This window comes from Candidatus Methylomirabilota bacterium, assembly GCA_036005065.1.
Taxonomy (GTDB): Bacteria; Methylomirabilota; Methylomirabilia; order Rokubacteriales; family DASRDR01; genus DASYQW01.
The window spans coordinates 41849-62456 of the sequence record DASYQW010000161.1; the positions used below are offsets into that span (position 1 = coordinate 41849).

Genomic DNA, 20608 nt, shown 5'->3' on the forward strand with positions numbered 1-20608 from the left:
GCCCGGTGCTTGCCTGATCTCTGGTGGTGGCACTGGCGGTGGGGCGAGGATGGGCTCGTCGCGGTTCCCAGGGCACGTTCCCGCCGGAGTGCCGGGGTGCTACAGTGCGGGGGATGAGGAAGTGCCGCTGCCGAACCTGCTTTCCGCCCCACGGGCCCTGGGGCGGTTCCCGGGAGGCGGTCTAGTGTGTCCGAGTAATCCGACGCCGACCACCAAGCGCGTGGTGCATCGAGAGGCGCTCCGCGCGGCGGCTGTGCCGCCGCCACCGAGGGGGGGCATCGGGGGGGTCTTCCGAGACCCCCCCGAAAAGACCTAGCCCATGCTTCGCCCGGCTCCGGCTCGCTCGCTCCTGGGATATGTCCCACTTCGCCTGGCCGCGTCGGTCTTTCTGCTCTTCGCCTTGCTCCTGGCGGCCGCCGTCGTGGTGGGCATTCAATTCGAACGGTATTCCCTTTTGAGTTCCGGCGCCATTCCGTCGCCCGAGGGACTCCCTGGCGGCCTCACATGGAAAGATGCGCTGAAGATTGTGGCGATCCTCCTCACGCTCGCCGCCGCCGCCATCCTGCTGTTCACCACATTCCAGAACTACCGGTCGACCACCCAGACGTTTGAGCGCGTCAAGACGCTCATGCGGAATGTGCTGGAAAGCATCCCGACCGGCGTGTTGACGCTGGATTCAGACGGCGCGCTCACCTCGCTCAATAGCGCCGCCGAACGCTTGCTCGGGGTCCGGGCCTCGATGGTCGTCGGCCGCCCCCTGGAAGACGCGCTCCAGCACACGACGGAACTCGCCGCCTGGGTTCGCGCGGCACTCAGCGGACGGGGACTGTTCCAGGAGAGTGATCTGTCTGTGTCCGGTGCCGAGAGTCGCCGGCTGACGCTGCGCGTGTCGGCGGCTGAGCTCCGTAACGAATCGAATCGGTTCGACGGGCTGGTCGTTCTCCTCCGCGACGTCACCGAGGTCAGCCGGCTGGAGCTTCAGCTCCGGCGAGCGGACAAGCTCGCCGCACTCGGCACGCTGGCCGCCGGCGTCGCCCACGAAGTGAAGAATCCGCTTCATGCCCTCGGCCTCAATCTCCACCTGCTCGTCCAAGAGCTCGGCGCGCCCCAGCCGTCCAAAGTGGAGCTCGAGGATTATCTTGGGATTCTTCGCGCGGAGATCGAGCGCATTCACCAGATCGTGGAGAACTTCCTCCGTTTTTCGAAGCCCTCGATCCCGGAAGTGAAGCCGCTCGATCTCAATGCGCTCGTCGAGCGGGTACTCAGTCTCGTCGGGTTCGAAGCGGCGGGGCACCGGGTCGGGATCCAGACCGAGTTTGACCCCGAGCTCGATACGATCGCGGGTGACGAAGGCCAGCTGGCCCAGGTCGTCCTCAATCTCGTGATCAACGCCATGCAAGCTATGCCGACCGGCGGGAACCTGACGCTCACGACTCGGCGCGACAACGGCTGGGGGGAACTCACGGTGAGAGATACGGGTGAAGGCATCCCGCACGACGTCGTTCCGCAGATCTTCGACCCGTACTTCACCACCCGGCAGGGCGGCTCCGGGCTTGGGCTGGCGATTGCCCACCGTATCGTCGAGGGCCACAACGGCACCATTGACGTCGAGAGCAAGGCTGGCCTGGGTACGACCATGGTCGTCCGCCTCCCGCTGGCCGGTCGGCCTATGCAGGCCGCGAGGAGCGCCTGATGCGAGGCCGCATTCTGATCGTCGACGACGAGTTGAACATTCGGACCGCGCTGGCAAAGATCCTCGAGAAGGCTGGCCACACGGTCATGACGGGAGAGAGCGGCGAACGGGCGCTCAGTCTACTCCACGAAATGTCGTTTGACGTGATTCTCACCGACCTCAAGATGGTGGGCACGGGAGGCCTGGATGTTCTGCGTGCCGTCAAGCAGGGACAGCCGGAGGCCGAGGTGATCCTGTTGACGGCGTTCGGCACGATCGACAGTGCCGTCGAAGCGATGAAGATCGGGGCGTACGACTATCTGACCAAACCGACCGACCCCGACCGGCTCGTCCACGTCCTGGCGAAGGCACTCGAGCACAAGGCGCTGCGCGAGGAAGTCCGGCAATTGCGCGAGCGCGCGGCAGTGCGTGAGGCGTTCGAACACATCGTGGGACGAAGTCTCCGGATGTGCGAGGTCTACGAACGGGTCCGCCAGGTCGCATCGACGACCGCGACCGTGCTCATCAGCGGCGAGTCCGGGACCGGCAAGGAGCTGGTGGCCCGGGCCATTCACAATCGCAGCGCCCGAAAAAGCGGCCCCTTCGTCACGCTGAACTGCGGCGCGCTGCCGGAGACCCTGCTCGAGTCTGAGCTCTTCGGCCATGAGCGCGGCGCGTTCACCGGCGCGCTGGCGGCGAAGGTCGGGCGGATCGAGCAGGCCGACGGTGGAACGCTGTTCCTCGACGAAGTGGGCGAGATGAGCCCCAAAACCCAGGTGGACTTCCTTCGAGTCCTCCAAGAACGGGACTTTCGCCGAGTCGGGGGGACCTACCCGGTCACGGTCGATGTTCGCTTCATCGCGGCAACCAACAAGGACCTCGAGGCGGCCGTCAAACGGGGCGCGTTCCGGGAGGATCTGTATTACCGACTCGCCGTAGTGCCGATCATCCTGCCACCGCTTCGCGAACGCACGGAAGACCTTCCCGTACTGGCGACCGCATTTCTACGGGAGTTCTGCACCCGGTACGATCGACCGGAGAAGGCCTTCTCGGCGCCGGCGCTCCAGGCGCTCCGCGAGTACGCGTGGCCGGGCAACGTCCGCGAGCTTCGCAATCTCGTCGAGCGGCTCGTCGTGACCGTTCCCGATCGGGTAGTCCGCCCCGTCCACCTGCCCTCCACGATCCTGACCGGCGAGCGCCCTGAACACAGTCTGACGATCCCGTTGGGCATCCCACTCCACGTCGTCGAGGAACAGGTGATCCGTCGAACCCTCGGTGCGATCACCGCGAACCGGGAGCGGGCAGCCAAGGTCCTCGGCATCAGTCCGCGCGCGCTGCACTACAAGCTGCGGCAGTACGGGATCGAGAAGTTGTCGCGCGAGCGATCCGAGGAGGAAGAGTCGCCTCGGGCAACCCATCAGTAACCCCCGGGCCTCCCTCCCTGCCCCTCGAGCCAGCTGGTCCCCGTCGGACCGGCTGCAACTCTTGCGGTCCGTTTCCGAGCCTCGGCCGGCCGCATCGCCCCGTTCGGTGTGAGTCCCGGATACTAAGTCCCCGTCCCGCCGAGAGTTTCTGGCGTCACCTCCCACCGGCACGCGAATTGCCCTGCAGGGGCGCGAGGCCGTATGGCGTTACTGTGTGCCCCAACTCCGGTGGCTGCCGCCGTGGGCGTCTCGCCATGACGCGCCGGCAGCCGCCAGATGCTCCACCACGCCGCACGGACTGCGGCCGCTGCCGCCGGTGGTGGTCGCCACAGAGGGGATAGCGGGTGGACACACTCATTGTGGTCGTCACGTGTGAGCTCTGCGGGCAAAGCTGGCAGCGACGGACTGTCTCGCCGGAGCAGGTGCTGGAGTGCATCTTCTGCGGCAGCCGTGGACGCCTGAGCATCGGCCCTGTCCAGGCGGATCTGAACGGGGTCCAGCATGCGGAAGCCCGGCTGCGCTGCCGGCGCGGGTCGCGCTGAGCCGCCGCCGCTGAGATAGGCCGTGGGCTTTTTCTTTGGCGCTGACGCAGAGCGGGCTCTGGGCGAGGACCTGACGCCGACGATCACCGCGGGGGAGTATCTCGAGGCGATGACCGATGTCATCCAGGAATTGACCGAGTCGCCGCGCGATCGATGTCACATGTGCATCCCCGGAATTCGCGCTCTCGCAGCGGGCTTCGCGGGGCGGGCGACCCTCGTGTTCTCGACTCACGTGCGCCGCCACCTGAGCGACGAGCATACCTACCGCCTGCTGGGGCTCGCGCACCTCACCTGGGGGAACGATCGGTTGGCGGTGAAGCATCTCGAGATCGCGCTCGGCCTTCTGCGCCGCAGGGCTGTCCGGGCCATAAGCCTGCGTGACAAGTTACGCCTCCAGTGTGAAGCGGCGCTATTGCGGACCGTGCTCATCCGGTTGTACTCCCGGCTCGGTGAGGTCCAGGCTGTGCGGTGGCTCGTCCGCGAGGGAGAGGAGTTGCTCTGAACCCCGACCAATAGGGAGGAGGGTCGCTGCTGTGAACCGAAGGCGAGGACTGACTCTGAGTATTGCGCTGTTGGGGACGGCGCTGCTCCTTGCGGGGTGCCCCAAGAAGTCGAGCCCGACGCCGGGTGGCAGTGCCGCCGTCGCAGGCCCGGCCCAGGGCGCCGGCGCGACCGGTACCCGGTCGAGCGGTGGGGCGCCGGCCGGGCCGGGGACTGGGGTGGCGACTGCGCCGGGCGCGGTTACCGGGAGCGGCGCCGGTGGCCCCGGAGCGTCGGGCGCCTCCCCATCGCCAGGGTCGATGGCGGCCGCGGGCACCACTCTACCGGCTCTGCCCGCGCCCGGGGAGTACGTCGAGAATCCGGCCCTGACGGAGATTCACTTCGATTTCGACCGGTACGACCTTCGGCCGCAGGACAAGGCAGGGCTGGCCAGGAACGCGGAGTGGCTCAAAGCGCACGGCGGGGCGCTACTCCTGATCGAAGGGCATGCCGACGAGCGCGGCACGAACGAGTACAACCTCGCGCTGGGCGAACGCCGGGCAAAGGCCGCCCGCGACTACCTCGCCAGTCTCGGCATCGTCGGCAGCCGGGTCACTATCATCAGTTACGGAGAGGAGCGGCCCCTGTGTACCGAGCGTGACGAGAGCTGCTGGGCCAAGAACCGGCGCGCGCACTTTCTCGTCAAACCGTGAGGGCTGCGCTCACGCGCCCGCCAGGCTCCGGCACGTCCGCAGGCACCGGGTGCGAGCGGCGGGGTCACGCCGGGAGACCGTACCGCCGGTAGATGGCGACCATCTCCTCCTGGCACTTGCCGACCGCCTCGGCCGCGTCGATGCGATCGACCAGCACCTTCTGGAGCCACTTGACGACGATCGACTGGTTGACGATCTCGCCCAGGGCGACGTTGACCTTCCCCGGCCAGTACGTGGTGATCGTCCCCAGCGCGATGTCGATCAGGCCCCTGAAGGCCGGGCGCGACTTCCAGAACGGGTCCTTCGTCATCTCCGGGTAGACGGGCAGGTAGCGGCCGCCCGCTCCGAAGATCAGCTTGCTGTAGTTCTTCGGCTCGATCAGGTGGCGGATCAGGCCCTTGGCGATCTCCGGATAGGGCGAGAGCTTGAAGGCGGCCCAGTAGTCCGTGTACCCGTTCTTGAACCGCCCGGCCGGGCCCCCGGGGGCCGGGAACAATCCGGTCTTTTCCAGGAACGGGCTCTTGTTGTTGAGCAGGCTCGAGTAGATGCTCGGTGGGTTGAGCACGTAGGCGACCTGGCCGGACTCGTAGGCCTTGTTGTTGCCGGAATTGTCCCAGCTCAGGGTTCCTCGCGGGATGATCTTGTGCTTGTTGTACATGTCGTCGATCAGCCGGAAGGCCTGCACGGTGCCCGGCGAGTTGAACGCCGGCCGGCTCTCCTTGTCGACCAGCGCGCCGCCATAGGGCCAGACCACCGACATGACGTCGGCCAGGCTGTCGGACGGCGTCAGGCCGAGGGCCATCCCGTAGGCGTAGAACGGCGGCTTGGTGATCTTCTGTCCCGCCTCGATGAATTTCTCCCAGGTGTCGGGAAAGTCGGTGTAGCCGGCTTTCTCGAAGGCGTCCATCCGGGCGTGGCCCGCCTGGGGGTTCAGGCCGAACGGGGCCCCGTAGTATTGCCCGCTCTCTTCCGCGATGGGCAGGACGTTCGCGTTGACGCCGCCCGCCACCTTGCCCATGTCCTTCACGACGTCGGTGATCGGCAGGAGCTGCTTCTGGCTGATCAGCCGGGCCAGGTCCTCCTCGTTGAATCGCGTGACGTCGGGTGGGGCGCCCACCTCGAGGGCGGCGGCCATGCGCTTGGCGACCTCGCCCCCGGGTACCGTGAGGATCTGCAGCTCGTTGTCCTTCAGGCCGGCCTGCCGGGCGTACTCCCGCACCTGGCCCAGCATGATCTCGTCGGCGTCCTTGTTGAACAGCGGCTGCATCCAGAAGATGAGCTTCTGCTCCCGGGCCGCGAAGCTCTTCCGCGGCGGAAGCAGGTGAGTGGCGGCCGCCACGGTGGCCCCCAGCTTCAGCACGGTCCGGCGCGACATCGATCCCTGTGCCATGATGGCCTCCTTGCTCGGGTGGGGACAGACTATGCCTTGATGGCGCCGGTGGTCAACCCGGCGATGAGGAGTCGCTGGAAGACGAAGTAGACGACCAGGGGTGGGATGGCGCTCAGCAGGGTGGAGGCCATCATCGGACCCCAGAAGAAGACGTCCTCCACGATGAAGCTCGGGATACCGGTCGGGATCGTCCGCACGTTCACGTTACTGACGAAGACCGAGGCGTACAGGTACTCGTTCCAGGAGAGCGTGAAGGAGAAGAAGGCGACGACGGCGAGGGCGGGTAGCGTGACCGGAAACACGATGCGGAAGAGCACGCCCAGACGACTGCAGCCGTCGACCAGCCCCGCCTCCTCCAGCTCGATGGGGACGGACATGAAGTAGCCCATCAGCAGCCACGTACAGAAGGGCACGGTAAAGCCCAGGTAGACCCACACCAGGCCGGTCCGGGTGTCCTGCAGCCCGAGCGTCATCAGGATGCTCAAGAGGGGGATGAACAGCATCGAGGTCGGCATCAGGTACGTGTAGACGAGGCCCTGGGCGAGGACGGTCCGCCCGGGAAACCGAAGGCGCGTGAGGGCGTAGGCGCCGAGCGACGCGAACAGCAGGGAGAGCAGGGTCGTCGCCGACGAGACGACCAGGCTGTTGCGGAAGTAGAGCAGGTACGGCGTTTTCCGGAAGAGGAGCGCGAAATTCTCCAGGGTCGGCTCCTGGGGCCAGAGCGACAGACCCGCCCCGTAGATCTCGTTGGGGATCTTGAACGAGGTCGTCACCATCCAGTAGAGCGGTCCGAGCGTCCAGACGATGAGCGCCGCCAGGACCACGTAGGCGAGCCCGGAGGTCAGCCGGCCGGTGAGCGTCCGGCTCCGCGACCACGAGGGGCGCCGGGACCCGGTGGCAATCATGGGCTCCGCCGGAGCAGGCGGCGACTCAGCAGGACCACGACCGACACGAGCACCGGGAAGAAGACGATGTTCACCGCCGACCCGATCCCGAGCCGGCCGCTGACGATGGCGAAGTTGTAGGAGAAGTTGGGGACGATGTCGGTGCGGAAGGCCGGGGCGCCGTTGGTCAGGATGTGGACGGCCACCAGGCTGGTGGAGGTGAAGACGCTGGACAGCATGACGGTGACCATGAAGACGTTCTTCATGGACGGGATCGTGATGTGGCGAAAGCGCTGGAGGATGGTCGCGCCGTCCACCTCGGCCGCCTCGTAGAGCTCCTTGGGAATGGCCTGGAGCCCGGCCAGGAAGTGCATCGTGTAGAAGGGCGTCCCGTTCCAGACCACGACCGCGATGACGGCCCACATGGCCAGCCGCGGCTCGGCCAGCCAGGCCACCGGCTCGGTGAGGAGTCCCAGGCGGACGAGGACGACGTTGAGGAGCCCGTTGAACTCGTCGTAGACCCACAACCAGTTCAGCGAGGCCAGCACCGTCGGGATCGCCCAGGGCACGAACAGAATGGTGCGATAAAGGGCGTTGAAGGGGCGTTTCTCGGCGAGGACGAGGGCGGTCACCAGGCCGATGAGGAACTTCAGGACGACCGCGAAGAAGGTGTAGAAGAGCGTGTTGCAGAAGATCCGGGCGAAGTTCGGGTCGCGAGCCAGCTCCGCGTAGTTGGCCAGCCCCACGAACCGGCCGGGCAGGCCGGCGACCTTGGACTGGAGGCTGATCCAGAGGGCGGAGAGGAATGGGTAGACGACGACGCTGCCGAGGATGAGGACGGTGGGCAGGACGAAGGCGTAGGCCAGCGCCACCTCGCTGTGCGTGAGCCGCTCCCACGCCGAGGGTCGCGGCCAGGCCAGCGCGGGACGGCGAGCGGCGGCGTCGGCGGTGGGCGCCGTGGTGCCGGGGCGGCGCATGGGATCGGATCCGGTCCACTCGAACTGTTCCGCGAAGGGCGCGCTTTGTCAACGCCCCTCGCTCCGCCCGGCACGTGCGCGAGGCGTGGGGCACTCCCGGTTCTCGCCGCGACGGATCGGCGGCGGTCCGTCATCGCCGGCGGATGCCATACGTGAAGTGCGAGTTCGACCAGGCCGGATCCGTCACGATGGACGGCCAGAGCGCGTCCTGGTCCGACCTCAAGGAGGGGACGAAGGTCAGGGTCTCTACGAGGTCAAGGATGGCCGTAACGTCGTGAGCCGCATCGAAAGCGTCAAGTAGTCGGTCGACGACGCGGCGTCGAGACCCCCGCAGGGGTGACGCCTCCGGGCGTCACCCCTGTTCCTTCGCCCCGACGAGACGGATGGACGCCATGCGATTCCGGAAGCAGAGGCACCAGCAGGCCAAGCAGATGGCGGGGCCCTGAGGAGGAAAGTCGGCGCCAGAGGTCGTCTGTAAGCCGGGTTCTGTTCGTCAGCCGGAATCCCGGGCTGACGCGACGGTCATTCCTCTGGGCGACCGGTTACCCGGCCGCTCGAGCGGCCTGACCCGAGGGCCCCGGGCGGGCCACCCTTCACCTCCCCGAGGGGAGGCTTGCCCTCCTATTCGGCCTTGCACCGGGTGGGGTTTGCCGAGCCGGCCCGGTCACCCGGGCCGCTGGTGCGCTCTTACCGCACCGTTTCACCCTTACCCCGGCCCCCCGCGGGAGCCGGGGCGGTCTGCTTTCTGTGGCACTCTCCGTGGGGTTGCCCCCCCTGGATGTTATCCAGCACCCTGCCCTGTGGTGCCCGGACTTTCCTCCGGTCCCCAAAGGGACCGGCGACCGCCCGACGGCCTCTGGCGCCGACGAACCATTATACCGCGAGGCGCAGGAAGGAACCGTCGCGGCCCCTTCCGAGAACTCAGGGCTGGTAGTAGAGGATTCGCCCGCAGGACTCGCAGGGGAGGATCTGGCTCGACTGGCGGACCTCGTTGAAGCGCTGAGGAGTCAGGGAGATCCGGCATCCCGAGCACATACCGTTCTGGCCGACGATGGCCACGGCCAGCCCCCCGCGCCCCCGCAGGAGGCGCATGTAGTGCTGAAGGAGGTCTCGGGTGACGTCGCGGGCGAGGGACTCGCGCTCCGCGCGGACGCCAGCCAGATCGGTCTCCAGCGCCCGGAGCTCTTCGGTGGCGGCGGCCTCCTGGCGCTTGGACTCCTCCTCTTCCCGCCGGAGGCGCGCCTCGGCCTCGCCGATCTCGCGGGTCATGCGCTCCTGGGCCTCCATGAGGGCCAGGACCTCTTCCTCGATGCGCCCCTTCTCGACCTTCAGCGACTCGATCTCGGCGAGGACGGCCGAGTACTCCTTGTTGGTCTTGACCTCGTAGAGCCTCGCCTCGCACTTGGCCCGCTGGCTGGCCTGGTAGTCCAGCTCCTTCTCCTTGGCGCGGATTTCCTTGCGCCCGACATCGAGCTTGGCCCGCAGGGACTCGACGGTCGACTTCGCCCGCTCGTAGGCCTCTCGGATGGCCTTGACGCGGACCGGGATCGCCTCGAGCCTCCGCTCGAGACCGCTGATGCGGGTGTCGAGGGTCTGCAGGTCGTGAAGCCGCTGAAGATCGAGATTCATGTCAGATGGTGGGCCCACCCGGACTCGAACCAGGACCCGACCGGTTATGAGCCGGTGGCTCTGCCAGTTGAGCTATGGGCCCGCAATTGGCGATGCTAACAGATTTCCCGGAGCGACACAAATTCGGCTCGCCGAGTCGTGACTCCAGGGGCCGAGGACGACCCGGGGCGACGGGGCTCGGTGCCGCAGCGGTCACGATTCCAGGAAGCTCCTGAGCTTCTTCGACCGCGACGGGTGGCGCAGCTTGCGGAGGGCCTTGGCCTCGATCTGGCGGATCCGCTCGCGGGTCACCGCGAAGTCCTGTCCGACCTCCTCCAGCGTGTGCTCGCACCCGTCGGTGAGGCCGAAGCGCAGCCGGAGGACCTTCTCCTCGCGCGGCGTCAGCGTCGCCAGGACCTTGTTCGTCTGCTCCCGAAGGGAGAGCCCGATGATGGACTCCACCGGCGAGACGACCTGCTTGTCCTCGATGAAGTCGCCCAGGTGGCTGTCCTCCTCCTCGCCGATGGGCGTTTCCAGGCTGATCGGCTCCTGGGCGATCTTGAGGACCTTGCGCACCTTCTCCACGGGCACGTCCATCTTGACGGCGATCTCCTCGGGGGTCGGCTCGCGGCCCAGCTCCTGGACGAGCTGCCGGGAGGTCCGGATGAGCTTGTTGATCGTCTCGATCATGTGCACGGGAATCCGGATCGTCCGGGCCTGATCGGCGATGGCCCGGGTGATGGCCTGGCGGATCCACCAGGTGGCGTAGGTCGAGAACTTGTACCCACGGCGGTACTCGAACTTGTCCACGGCCTTCATGAGGCCGATGTTCCCTTCCTGGATGAGGTCGAGGAACTGGAGCCCGCGGTTGGTGTACTTCTTGGCGATGGAGATCACCAGCCGCAGGTTGGCCTCCACCATCTCCTTCTTGGCCTGGGCCGCCTTCTCCTCGCCGCCCCGGATCACCCGGACGATGCGCTTGAGCTCGTCCACCTTGGCCTCGCCGTCCGACTCGACCCGTTTGATCTTCCGCACCGCGTACCGCTTCCACCGCTCGCGGGGGGCCAGCCGGCGGTCGGCCGGGGTGTTCAGGAGGTCGAAGTCCTCGGCGTCGTCGAGCGAGGCGAAAAAGGCGTGGAACTCGTCCGGCTTCCCCTTCTCCGGATCGCCCCAGAGTCCGATCTCTCGCTCGGCCTTCTGAACCTTGGCCACCATCTGCTTGAGACGCTGGGCCAGCCGCTCGATGACGCCGGAGTTGAGGCCGATCTCCCGCAGGGTGGAGAAGATCCGCTCTTCCTTGGTCCGGACGGCGAGCTCCACCTTCTGGCGCCTCGTGTGGCGAGGGCCGTGCTTCTTCCGCTCGCGGTAGAGCGCCTGCGTCTCGCGCACCAGCCGGTCGACGAGGGCGAGGCCGGCCAGCACGTCACGGACCAGCTCGTCCTCCTTCTCCTCCACGAAGTCCTCGTCGGAGCTGTCGACGATGTCCCGCACCGCGATGCGGCCCTTCCGGAGGCCCTCCCGCAGCGCCTGGAACTCGCGCTTGGCGAGGTTCGTCCCCATGACGGCGCGGGTGACCTCTTCCTTGCCCTCCTCGATCCGCTTGGCGAGCGCGATCTCGCCCTCGCGCGTGAGGAGGGAGACGCGCCCCATCTCGCGGAGGTACATGCGGACCGGGTCCTCGGTGCGCCCGATGGGCCCGGGCGTGAGATCGATGGGCTCCCCGCTCTCACTGGCCGCGGGCTCTTCCCGCTCGTCGATGGCGTCCTCGATCTCGGCGGGGATCCGCGCGGCCTTGGCGGAGTCCACCACTTCGATGTCCATGGCGCCGAACATCATCATGATGTCGTCGAGCTGGTCCAGGGAGACCAGGTCCGAGGGAAGGGCATCGTTCACCTCGTCGTAGGTGACGTACCCTTTCTGCTTACCCATGGAGATCAGCTTGTCCAGCTCTTCGAGCTTGGGGTCGTCACTCATGGACGAACATCCTCCCTGAATTGGGATTTCGGCGCACTGGGGTCGGTCGAGAGCTCGCGGACCCGCCGCGCCTCGCCCTGGAGGGCCAGCTGCAGGTCCTCCACTCCGGTGCCACCGGCAGCCTGGACCTGGGCGATGGCTTGACTGATCTCGCGGATGCGACGCAGATGACGGCGACGCTCCAGGCGTCGCCGCAAGTCGTCGATGAGGGTCGCCACGGGATCGGGCCAGGTCCGCTCCTCGACCAGCAACCGGGACAGGAGCGCGCGCTCGGGCTCGCCCGGCAGCTGTTGCACCAGGGCCGCCGGACTGGCGTCCGGATGGGCCTCGAGGCCGACCAGGATCGCGCGGAGCGCGGCGTGGGCGAGGTCCTGCGGATTGGCCAGGGGGGCCAGCTCCGTGCGCGCCTCCGGAACCTGCACCAGCAGCTGGACCAGATCGCGCTCGAACGAGCCGGGCGGAGCCGGGGGCGCCCCGGGAGCGGCCGGCGGGACCGGACGTCGCACCGCCGCCCCGAGGCGCTGGGCCTGGTTCCACAGGTCGCTCGGGTCGATGCCGAGGCGGCGGGCGGCCTCGCGACCGAGCTCGATCGCCTCGTCGGCGTCCTGGACTTTGGAGAGCAGGAGCGCGATCCGCGCCACCCCCGTCGTCTTGCCCCGCGGGCTGGTGGTGTCTTCCTCCGCGAAGATCCGGTCGATCGCGAACAGGAGGAGGTTGCGGGCCGCCGCGCACCGCGCCTCGAAGGCCTCCCGCCCCTCCTGCCGCAGGAAGGTGTCGGGATCGTGCCCGGCGCTGAGCGTCGCCACCTTGAGGCGGAGCCCGCTCTTGGCCAGCGTGTTCGGCTTCCGGTCGAGCGCCCACCAGTGAGGGTCGGCCGAGTGCTCCAGGAGCTCTTCGGCCCGGCGGGCGGCGTCGATGCCGGCCCGGTCGGCGTCGAAGAAGAGCACGACCTCGTCCGCGTACCGCCGGAGGAGGCCGAGGTGGTGGGGCGTCAGCGCCGTCCCGAGGACCGCGACGGTCTCCCCGAAGCCGTGCTGGTGCGCCATCAGGCAGTCGATGTAGCCTTCGACCAGGAGCGCGCGCCGGGAGACCGCCATCCGCTCCCGCGCGAGATGGAGCGCGTAGAGGGTCTGACCCTTCTGGTAGAGGGGGGTCTCGGGGGAGTTGAGATACTTCGGCTCTTCGCCGCCGAGAGCGCGGCCGCCGAAGGCGATCACGCGCCCCTGGCTGTCGGCGATGGGGAAGATGAGCCGGCCACGGAACCGGTCGTAGTGACCGCTCCCGGTCTGGCGAACCAGGACGAGCCCGGCTCCCACCAGCGCGTCGGCGCCGAACCCCTCGGCGCGCGCCGCCGAGAGGAGGTGGTCCCACCCCTCGGGGGCGTAGCCGAGCCGAAACGTGCGCGCCACCTCGAGGGCGATGCCGCGCTCGGCCAGATACCCCCGCGCCCGCTGGGCGTCGTCCCTGTCCCAGAGCCACGTCTCGTATCGGTGCGCGGTCCACTCCACCAGGCGATAGAGCGCTTCGCGGGCGCCTGTCTCGGCCCGCGCCCCCGGCTCCGCGCGCGATGGGAGCGCGACCCCGGTCCGCTCGGCGAGGAGCCGCACGGCCTCGGGGAACTCGAGCCGGTCGTGCCGCTTGAGGAACTCGAAGGCGTCCCCGCCGGCGTGACAGCCGAAGCAGTGGAAGATGCCGAGCTTCGGGTTGACCGTGAACGAGGGCGTCTTCTCCTGATGGAAGGGACACAGGCCCTTCCAGCGCTCGCCGGCCCGCTTGAGGGGCACGTAGCTCCCGATGAGGTCCACGAGGTCGACGCGGGTCCGGATGTCATCGAGCACATCGGACGGCACCATCATGGGCGTCTCGCCTCGCCATCGCCCGACCCACCGCTCGGGTCTCGGCCCGGGAAGCTCATCAGTCGCGCCGACCTTCCACCAGCTCGACCACCGTGGCGCCGGCCCCGCCCTCCCCGGGCCTGCCCGCCCGGAAGGCGCTGACCAGGGGATGCGCGCGCAGGCACGCCTCGACGGCGCGCTTGAGCGCCCCCGTCCCCTTGCCATGGACGACGCGCACCGTGTCGTGGCCGGCCAGGACCGCGTCGTCCAGGAACTTCTCGACGGCGACGCGCGCCTCGTCGGTGGTCCACCCGAGCAGGTGGAGCTCGCGAGGCACGTCGTGCCGCTCGGGCACCGAGATGGCGGGTGTCCGGGCGCGGCCCCGGGCGGCCGGCGCCGACTCGACCTCGCTCCGCGGCACCCGGACGGTGAGGCTCCCGGCTTGCACCGTGACGAGGCCGGCGTCTTCGGCGACGATGCGGCCCCGGAGCCCGAGGCCCCGCAGGCGGACCTCGCCCGGCTCGGCGTCGACCCGCGAGGCCTCCGCGGGCTCGGTCGGCGGCGCCGGCAGCTCGGCCTCGGCGCTGCGGAGGCGATGGTAGGCTTCCTGCGCCCGCCGCCGCGTGGCCTCCTCGGTCTTCAGCCGGTCGAGCTCTTGCCCCACGCGTCGGCGCGCATCGCCGAGCAGGGCGCGCGCCTCGGCGTGAGCGCTCCGGCGCACGCCGGCTGCCTCCGCTTCGGCCTGGGCCAGGGCGCGCCGGGCGTGGTCGAGAGCCGCGGCCGCCTCGGCCTCGCGGCGCGCGGCATCGGCCACCCGGGTCTCGGCCTCGCGCTCGCGTGTCGCGAGGTCGGCCAGGAGCGTCTCGATGCGCCGGCTGGCCTCCGAGAGGTGCGCGCGCGAGCGCGCGATGACAGTCGACGGCAGGCCCAGCCGCTCGCCGATGGTCAGCGCGTAGCTCGGCCCGGGACGCCCGTACTCGAGGCGGAAGGTCGGCGCGAGCCGCTCGGCGTCGAAGGCGACGCTGGCGTTCTCGAGACGAGGCTCCAGCTGGGCGAAGACCTTCAACGGCTCCAGGTGAGTGGTGGCGATCACGCGGGCGCCCCGGTCGAGGAGTGCCTCGACGAGGGCCGCCCCGAGCGCCGCGCCCTCGGCGGGATCGGTGCCCGCCCCCAGCTCGTCGAGCAGCACGAGCGAGCGGGAGGTGGCGGCATCGAGGATGTCGCGCAGCTGGCGCACGAAGGAGGAAAAGGTCGAGAGGTTCTGGGCAAGGCTTTGGTCGTCCCCGATCACCGCGAAGACCCGATCGCAGAGCGGGAGGCGGCTGCCTGGCTCGACCGGCAGGTGACACCCCGCCTGGGCCATCAGGACGAGGAGCCCGGCCGTCTCCAGGGCCACTGTCTTGCCGCCGGCGTTGGGTCCGGTGATGAGGAGGCCGGGACGCTCGGCCGGCACTCGAACGTCCACGGGCACGACCGGGCTGCCCCCCTCCCACTGCTGCAGGACGAGCAGGGGATGCCGGGCCCCCCGCAGGTCGAGGTCGCCGCCGTCCTGGACCTCGGGCGCGGTGGCGCCGAGCCGCTCGGCGAGACCCGCCCGCGCGAACGCGAGGTCGACCGTGGCGAGCCCCTCGACGGTCAGGTCGAGCTCACCGAGGTGGCGGCACACCCGACGCGTGAGCTCGCGCAGGAGCCGCGCCTCCTCGTCGCGCTCCTCGAGGCCGCGCTGGGTGAGCTGGTTGTTCAGCTCGATGACCTCCTCGGGCTCGATGAAGAGGGTCGCCCCGCTCCCGGAGCGATCGTGGACGATGCCGCGGATCGCTCGCCGGGCGTCACCGCGGACCGGCAGCACGTACCGGCCGTTGCGGACGGTGATGTACCGCTCCTGGAGCGCCGGGGCCACGGTCGGCCGATCGAGGAGCCCTTCGAGCCGGGCCTGGAGCTCGGCCCGGAGCGTGGCGATCTGGCGCCGGATGGTCCGCAGCCGCGGGCTGGCGCGGTCGAGCAGACGGCCCTCGGCATCGAGGTCGTGGGCGAGCGCGGCCGCCAGGTCGGGACAGGCCGGAACCCGCCGGCACCGCTCACTGATGGTCGGGGCGACGTGGGCGACACGCCGGCCGTAGTCATGGAGGCGCTCGGCGGCGGCGAGGGTCCGTCCGAGGGCGACGAGCGCGGCGCCCTCGAGCGCGGCGCCGTCGGGAGCCGCCTCGGCCAGCGCGGGCCGGATGTCGCTCACCCCGTCCCACGGAGGGTCGCCCTCGCAGGTGAGGGCGGCTCGCGTCTCTCCGGTTTCCTGAAGGGCGGCCTGGATGACCGTCAGCGTGTCACTCGGCGCGAGCACCAGCGCGCGCTCGCGCCCGAGGGGGGTCACAGCGAAGCGGGCCAGAAACGCGCGAAATGCCTCCCAGCCGAGAACGTCCCCGGGGGTCAACTCCACCTCGACGGGCGCGAGCTCAGTCCGAGTATCGCTCCCGCCGCTTGGCTTTCTTGCGTGCCGCCAGCGCCTTGCGCTTCCGCCGAACGCTGGGCTTCTCGTAGTGCTGGCGCTTCTTGAGCTCGGAGAGAAGGCCGGCCTTCTCGCACTGCTTCTTGAAGCGTTTGAGCGCGCTCTCGAAGGACTCGTCTGGTTCTACGATGACCTTCGTCAACTCGCGGTTCCCCCCTTCCCTCCGACGCTCGACCGGATAAACGTTTAGTTTATACCACAATCCCCCCACCCTGTCCATTGCGGGACACCCGGATCTCAGCCCTTGGTGGGAAAGCCTCTCGGCGAAGGGGGCGCGCCCTCATGCGTGACCGCCGACCACCCGCATGGTCGCTCCGAGCAGCGGCTTTTGTCGCCGCCACGATTCCTGGGGGAGGCTTCGGAGGGGGTGTTCCAACACCCCTCCGATCTCTCACGCGTCCCGCGCCGGCGGGGAGGCCGCCAGCCGGAGCACCGCGTCCGCGGCCTGCTCGAGGATGACCGGGAGCGCCTCTCGCTCGGCCGAGTCGAAGCCGGCCAGCACCCAGTCGACCACTTCGTCCTTGGTGTCGGGTCGGCCAACGCCCACCTTGACCCGCCGGAATCCCTCGGTGCCGAGGGCGTCGATGAGCGAGCGCACCCCATTGTGCCCGCCATGGCGACCCTTGTGGCGAATGCGCACCCGGCCGAACGGAAGGTCGATGTCGTCGTGGACCACGATCAGGGTCGTCGGGTCGAGCCCGAGGTCGCGGAGGAGCCGCGCCACCCCCGGCCCGACGACGTTCATGAAGGTGACGGGCTTGGCGAGATGGAGCGGCGCGCCGTTCCACGTCGTCTCCGCGAGGACGGCCGGCCCCCGGAGTCGAAAGCGACCACCCAACCGCTGGGCCAGGCGATCGAGGACCGCCTGGCCCACGTTGTGCCGCGTGTCCTGGTAGGCCGGGCCCGGATTGCCGAGGCCGACGACCAGCTGCGGAACCGACGGCACCGTGGTGGTCTCTGGCGGCCGTCCCGGGGTCGGCGTCCGAGCACCCGGCGGGCGCTACTTTTCCTTTTCCTTCTTCGCTCTCGGCTCGGCCTTGGCCTCGGGCTTTCCCGCCTCCTCTTCTTTGCCTTCCTCCGGCTTGCGCTCGGTGACGACCTCGGGCTCCGCCGCCGGAGCCGCCGTCGGCGCCGCAACCTCCTCGGCCATGGGCGGCGAGACGGTGACGACGGGCTGGGTGGAGGGCGTGGTCACCCGGACGCCCTCCGGCGGTCTCAGGTCGGCGACCGTGAGGACGTCGTGGATGCGGAGGGCCGAGACATCGACGTCGAGCCGCTCGGGAATGAGCGAGGGAAGGCACGCCACGGCCACGGTGCGGAGGAGGACGGCGAGGACCCCGCTCTGCTCCTTGACCCCGGCCGCTTCGCCGATCACATGGATCGGGACCTCGACGGTGATCTCCTCGTCCATGCGGACGGCCTGGAGGTCGACATGGAGGAGTGTCTCGCGAACGGGATCGAACTGGAGGTCGCGCACGACGGCCGTCCGGGCGTCCGGCTCGCCGAGCAGGCGCAGGTTCACCAGCACGCCGCCCCCGGCGTGGGCGTGGAGGACCCGCTGCACGTCCTTGGGCGACACCGAGAGCGGCAGGGGTTCGGAACGGGCGCCGTAGAGAATGGCGGGAATCAGCCCGCGCCGCCGCAGGCGCCGGGCCGCCTCCTTGCCGCGGCTGTCGCGGCGCTCCACCGTGAGCTCACGAATTTCCATGACCGGACTCCCTCATCACACGAATAGCGTGGACACGGACTCCTCGTCGTGAATGCGTCGGATCGCCTCCGCCAGGAGCGGAGCCACCGAGAGGACCGTGATCTTGGGATGCTGCTTGTCCTTGGCCAGCGGGATCGAGTTGGTCACGACGACTTCGTCGATCGGGGCCCGTTCGAGTCGCGCCATCGCCGGCCCCGACAGGACCGGGTGGACGCCGCAGGCGAAGATGCGGTGGGCCCCCTCGCGCTCGAGGGCGTCAGCCGCCTGGACCAGCGTCCCGGCGGTGTCGATCATGTCGTCGATGATCAGGACGTCGCGCCCCTTGACGTCGCCGATCAGGCGCATGAACACCGAGACATTGGCGCTTTCCCGCCGCTTGTCGATGATCGCCAGGCCGGCGTAGAGCCGCTTGGCGATGGCCCGGGCTCGCTCCACGCCGCCGGCGTCGGGGGAGACGACCACCAGGTCCGTCCAGCCCCGCTGGGCGACGTAGTCGATGATGACCGGGGCGGCGAAGAGATGATCCACGGGAATGTCGAAGAAGCCCTGGATCTGGCCCGCGTGGAGATCGATCGCCAGCAGGCGCTGGGCGCCGGCGACGGTCAGCAGATCGGCCACGAGCTTCGCGGAGATCGGGACACGGGGCTGCACCTTGCGGTCCTGGCGCGCGTACCCGTAGTAGGGGAGCACGGCGGTGATGCGCTGGGCGGAGGCCCGCTTGAAGGCGTCGAGCATCACCAGGAGCTCCATGAGGTTGTCGTTGACCGGCGGGCAGGTGGGCTGGACGACGAACACGTCCGTTCCGCGGACGTTCTCGTCGATCTGCACGAACACCTCGCCGTCCGAGAACCGCGCCACCTCGGCCTGACCCAGCGGGACGCCGAGCATCGCCGCGATCTCTTCGGCCAGGGCCCGGTGGGCATTGCCCGAGAAGAGCTTCAGCTCGTACGGCATGGCGTCTCCTCGTTGCTCCCCGATGGCCGTCGTCTCGGTTGCGGCCCTCCCTCCGCCCGACGGGCCGGGTGGGCGGTGGTTGGGGCGGCAGGATTCGAACCTGCGAATACGGGATCCAAAGTCCCGCGCCTTACCGCTTGGCCACGCCCCAAGCCGCCTCCTGCCGCCGGGCCTTCGCCGGGCCCGCGTCCTCGCCGTCGCCGATCGAGAGCACCGGACCCGCGACGGTCCGGGCCACCCAGACCGACCACCTCGGCCCCCCGCCCGTGGCCAGTGCCGCGCGGATGCGTAGCGCGGCTGCGCGAGAGGCCGCGATCCCGATGACCGTCGGACCGCTCCCCGACATCACCGCCCCGAGCGCTCCGGCGTCGAGGAGGGCCGCCTTGACATCCCCCAATCCCGGCCAGAGCGACAGCGCGGCCGGCTCCAGGCCGTTCACGACGCGCGACGCGACGGCCGCGGCCCCGTCGCCCAGCGCCGCCACCAGGGTCCGGACCCGCGTGCCGTCGGTGAAGTCCACCGGCCGGAGCCGCGCGTAGACGTCCCGGGTCGGCAGCGGAAAGCCCGGGTTCACCAGAACGACCGCCAGCGACTGATGCGGCGGAACGGCCGCGAGTCGCTCCCCTCGGTCCGCCCCGAGTGCCGGACTCTGCCCCAGGAAGAACGGGACGTCCATCCCGAGCTTGGTCGCCAGCGCGAGCAGTCGCGCCGGCGCGAGCGAGAGCCCCCACAGCCGACTCAGGCCGACGAGGACCGCCGCCGCATCGGCCGATCCACCGCCGAGTCCCGCCGCCACCGGGATCGCCTTCGCGATCCGAATCCGCGCCCCCACGCGGACCTGCCCCTCGCGCCGGATCAGCTCCGCCGCGCGCCACGCGAGATTGTCTCGGCCCCGGGGCACGCCCGGGGCGTCGCACGCGACCTCGATGCCGGAAGACCCGGGCGCCTCGGGCTGGATGGTCTCGAGGGTCACCCGATCGGCCAGATCGATGGCCGCGAGGAAGGTCAGGAGCTCGTGGTACCCATCGGCCCGACGGCCCAGCACCTCGAGGCCCAGATTCACCTTCGCCCGGGCCCGCACGGTGAGGTGCCGCCCGCGTTCGAGCACGGAAAACCCTAGCATGACGGGGGTTTCCTGTCAATCAACGGCTTCGATCGGCACGCCTGGCGGGATGGGGAGCTCGAAGGCGTCGGGCGGCGGGGCCATGTTCTCGCCCGAGACGTATCGGAGATGGGCCTCCAGACTCCGACCCGGCGCCTCCACCACGAGCTCCTGCAGGCCCCCCCCGAGGGCTCGCTCGAACGTGACGGTCAGACGCTCGCCGTTCTCGAGCTGGAGCCGTGCCGGCTGGCCCTCGGCCGTCACCCAGACTCGCTGGCGGGCGCCGTCCGCCTCGAACACGATGTGGGCGCCGCGATCCTCGGCGACGCGAACGGCGACGCCCGGCGGGGGCGTCGGGACGTGTCCGGCCAGCAGCCGGATGAGCGTCTCCGGGCGGACCGGGACCCCGAGCCAGCGATTCATCGATTCAGGAGTCGGCCGCGCCCGCCACGCCTTCCGCTCGGTGGGGCTATAGATGGTGAGGGACTCGGGCCCGGTGGTGACGATGAGCGCGGGCAGGCCCAGCGGGCTGATGGCCTCGAAGCGAAGCCGGGTCGGCGAGACGAGAAGCGCGCCCGCGCTCCGCTGGGCCCGTCCCTGTCGCACCACCGTCAGGTCGACGGCGGCCCGCAGGCCCGAGAACGCCTGCCACTCCCGCTCCCAGCGACGCACGAGCTCGGCCGCCTCTCCGGCCGCCACGCCGCCGAGGACGGGCGGGCGGCGTTCGGGGACGCTGGCGCAGCTCGAGGCCAGGAGCACGAGGGCGGTGAGCGCGCCCAGGCGCCGGTTCGGCCGCCGCGGGCCGGTCTTCACGCTCCGCATGTCCCGGGGGCCGAACCGGC

Annotated in this window: 18 protein-coding genes, 2 tRNA genes and 1 other RNA gene; 5 read left to right on the forward strand and 16 right to left on the reverse strand. The window is 69.6% G+C overall.

All coding sequences use genetic code 11. From position 1 onward, the window contains the following. Window positions 1–319 precede the first annotated feature (319 nt). The 5 genes from VGW35_11495 (at window position 320) to pal (ending at window position 4831) form a co-directional block, all read left to right on the forward strand. Entirely contained in the window at window positions 320–1693 is a 1374-nt protein-coding gene (locus VGW35_11495) for an ATP-binding protein (GenBank protein HEV8308283.1), read from the forward strand. Next, window positions 1693–3096 (forward strand): sigma-54 dependent transcriptional regulator, encoded by a 1404-nt coding sequence (locus VGW35_11500; GenBank protein HEV8308284.1) that lies wholly within the window; start codon window positions 1693–1695, stop codon window positions 3094–3096. The genes VGW35_11495 and VGW35_11500 overlap by 1 nt, the downstream gene beginning before the upstream one ends. A gap of 344 nt (window positions 3097–3440) precedes the next feature. Next, entirely contained in the window at window positions 3441–3638 is a 198-nt protein-coding gene (locus VGW35_11505) for a hypothetical protein (protein ID HEV8308285.1), read from the forward strand. Window positions 3639–3660: 22 nt separating this feature from the next. Further along, on the forward strand, window positions 3661–4140 hold the full coding sequence (locus VGW35_11510) for a hypothetical protein (protein HEV8308286.1): 480 nt from the start codon (window positions 3661–3663) through the stop codon (window positions 4138–4140). 298 nt (window positions 4141–4438) lie between these two features. Further along, window positions 4439–4831, forward strand: a complete 393-nt coding sequence (gene pal / locus VGW35_11515; GenBank protein HEV8308287.1) for a peptidoglycan-associated lipoprotein Pal — start codon at window positions 4439–4441, stop codon at window positions 4829–4831. 64 nt (window positions 4832–4895) lie between these two features. On the opposite strand, the gene VGW35_11520 is transcribed toward pal, so the two are convergent. The 16 genes from VGW35_11520 to VGW35_11595 form a co-directional block, all read right to left on the reverse strand. Then, entirely contained in the window at window positions 4896–6221 is a 1326-nt protein-coding gene (locus VGW35_11520) for an extracellular solute-binding protein (GenBank protein ID HEV8308288.1), read from the reverse strand. A 29-nt stretch (window positions 6222–6250) separates the two neighbouring features. Beyond that, window positions 6251–7126 carry a carbohydrate ABC transporter permease gene (locus tag VGW35_11525; GenBank protein HEV8308289.1) on the reverse strand — a complete coding sequence of 292 codons (876 nt, stop codon included), beginning with the start codon at window positions 7124–7126 and terminating at the stop codon, window positions 6251–6253. Next, on the reverse strand, window positions 7123–8082 hold the full coding sequence (locus tag VGW35_11530) for a sugar ABC transporter permease (protein ID HEV8308290.1): 960 nt from the start codon (window positions 8080–8082) through the stop codon (window positions 7123–7125). The genes VGW35_11525 and VGW35_11530 overlap by 4 nt, the downstream gene beginning before the upstream one ends. Before the next feature lie 459 nt (window positions 8083–8541). After that, window positions 8542–8940, reverse strand: an RNA gene (gene rnpB / locus VGW35_11535) — RNase P RNA component class A. Between the two features lie 63 nt (window positions 8941–9003). Then, the gene (locus VGW35_11540; GenBank protein ID HEV8308291.1) at window positions 9004–9711 is read right to left on the reverse strand and encodes a C4-type zinc ribbon domain-containing protein; all 708 of its coding nucleotides are present in this window, start codon (window positions 9709–9711) and stop codon (window positions 9004–9006) included. Window positions 9712–9717: 6 nt separating this feature from the next. Next, window positions 9718–9793: transfer RNA gene (locus VGW35_11545), tRNA-Ile, on the reverse strand. Between the two features lie 110 nt (window positions 9794–9903). Beyond that, window positions 9904–11664, reverse strand: coding sequence for an RNA polymerase sigma factor RpoD (gene rpoD / locus VGW35_11550; protein ID HEV8308292.1), 1761 nt, complete (start codon window positions 11662–11664; stop codon window positions 9904–9906). Beyond that, entirely contained in the window at window positions 11661–13520 is a 1860-nt protein-coding gene (gene dnaG / locus VGW35_11555; GenBank protein HEV8308293.1) for a DNA primase, read from the reverse strand. The genes rpoD and dnaG overlap by 4 nt, the downstream gene beginning before the upstream one ends. A gap of 58 nt (window positions 13521–13578) precedes the next feature. Then, window positions 13579–15927, reverse strand: coding sequence for an endonuclease MutS2 (locus tag VGW35_11560; protein ID HEV8308294.1), 2349 nt, complete (start codon window positions 15925–15927; stop codon window positions 13579–13581). 22 nt (window positions 15928–15949) lie between these two features. After that, window positions 15950–16144: a 30S ribosomal protein S21 gene (gene rpsU / locus VGW35_11565; GenBank protein ID HEV8308295.1), complete on the reverse strand. Its 195-nt coding sequence runs from the start codon at window positions 16142–16144 to the stop codon at window positions 15950–15952. Between the two features lie 249 nt (window positions 16145–16393). Further along, entirely contained in the window at window positions 16394–16948 is a 555-nt protein-coding gene (gene pth / locus VGW35_11570; GenBank protein ID HEV8308296.1) for an aminoacyl-tRNA hydrolase, read from the reverse strand. A gap of 54 nt (window positions 16949–17002) precedes the next feature. Further along, a complete protein-coding gene (locus VGW35_11575; GenBank protein HEV8308297.1) occupies window positions 17003–17710 on the reverse strand; it encodes a 50S ribosomal protein L25 in 708 nt (235 codons plus the stop codon). Window positions 17711–17725: 15 nt separating this feature from the next. Then, window positions 17726–18664 carry a ribose-phosphate pyrophosphokinase gene (locus VGW35_11580; protein HEV8308298.1) on the reverse strand — a complete coding sequence of 313 codons (939 nt, stop codon included), beginning with the start codon at window positions 18662–18664 and terminating at the stop codon, window positions 17726–17728. Between the two features lie 76 nt (window positions 18665–18740). Next, window positions 18741–18815 (reverse strand) — tRNA-Gln (locus tag VGW35_11585). Further along, the gene (locus VGW35_11590) at window positions 18795–19787 is read right to left on the reverse strand and encodes a 4-(cytidine 5'-diphospho)-2-C-methyl-D-erythritol kinase (GenBank protein ID HEV8308299.1); all 993 of its coding nucleotides are present in this window, start codon (window positions 19785–19787) and stop codon (window positions 18795–18797) included. Before VGW35_11590 ends, VGW35_11585 begins: the two co-directional genes overlap by 21 nt. A gap of 15 nt (window positions 19788–19802) precedes the next feature. Continuing rightward, entirely contained in the window at window positions 19803–20579 is a 777-nt protein-coding gene (locus VGW35_11595; protein ID HEV8308300.1) for a hypothetical protein, read from the reverse strand. Window positions 20580–20608 lie beyond the last annotated feature (29 nt).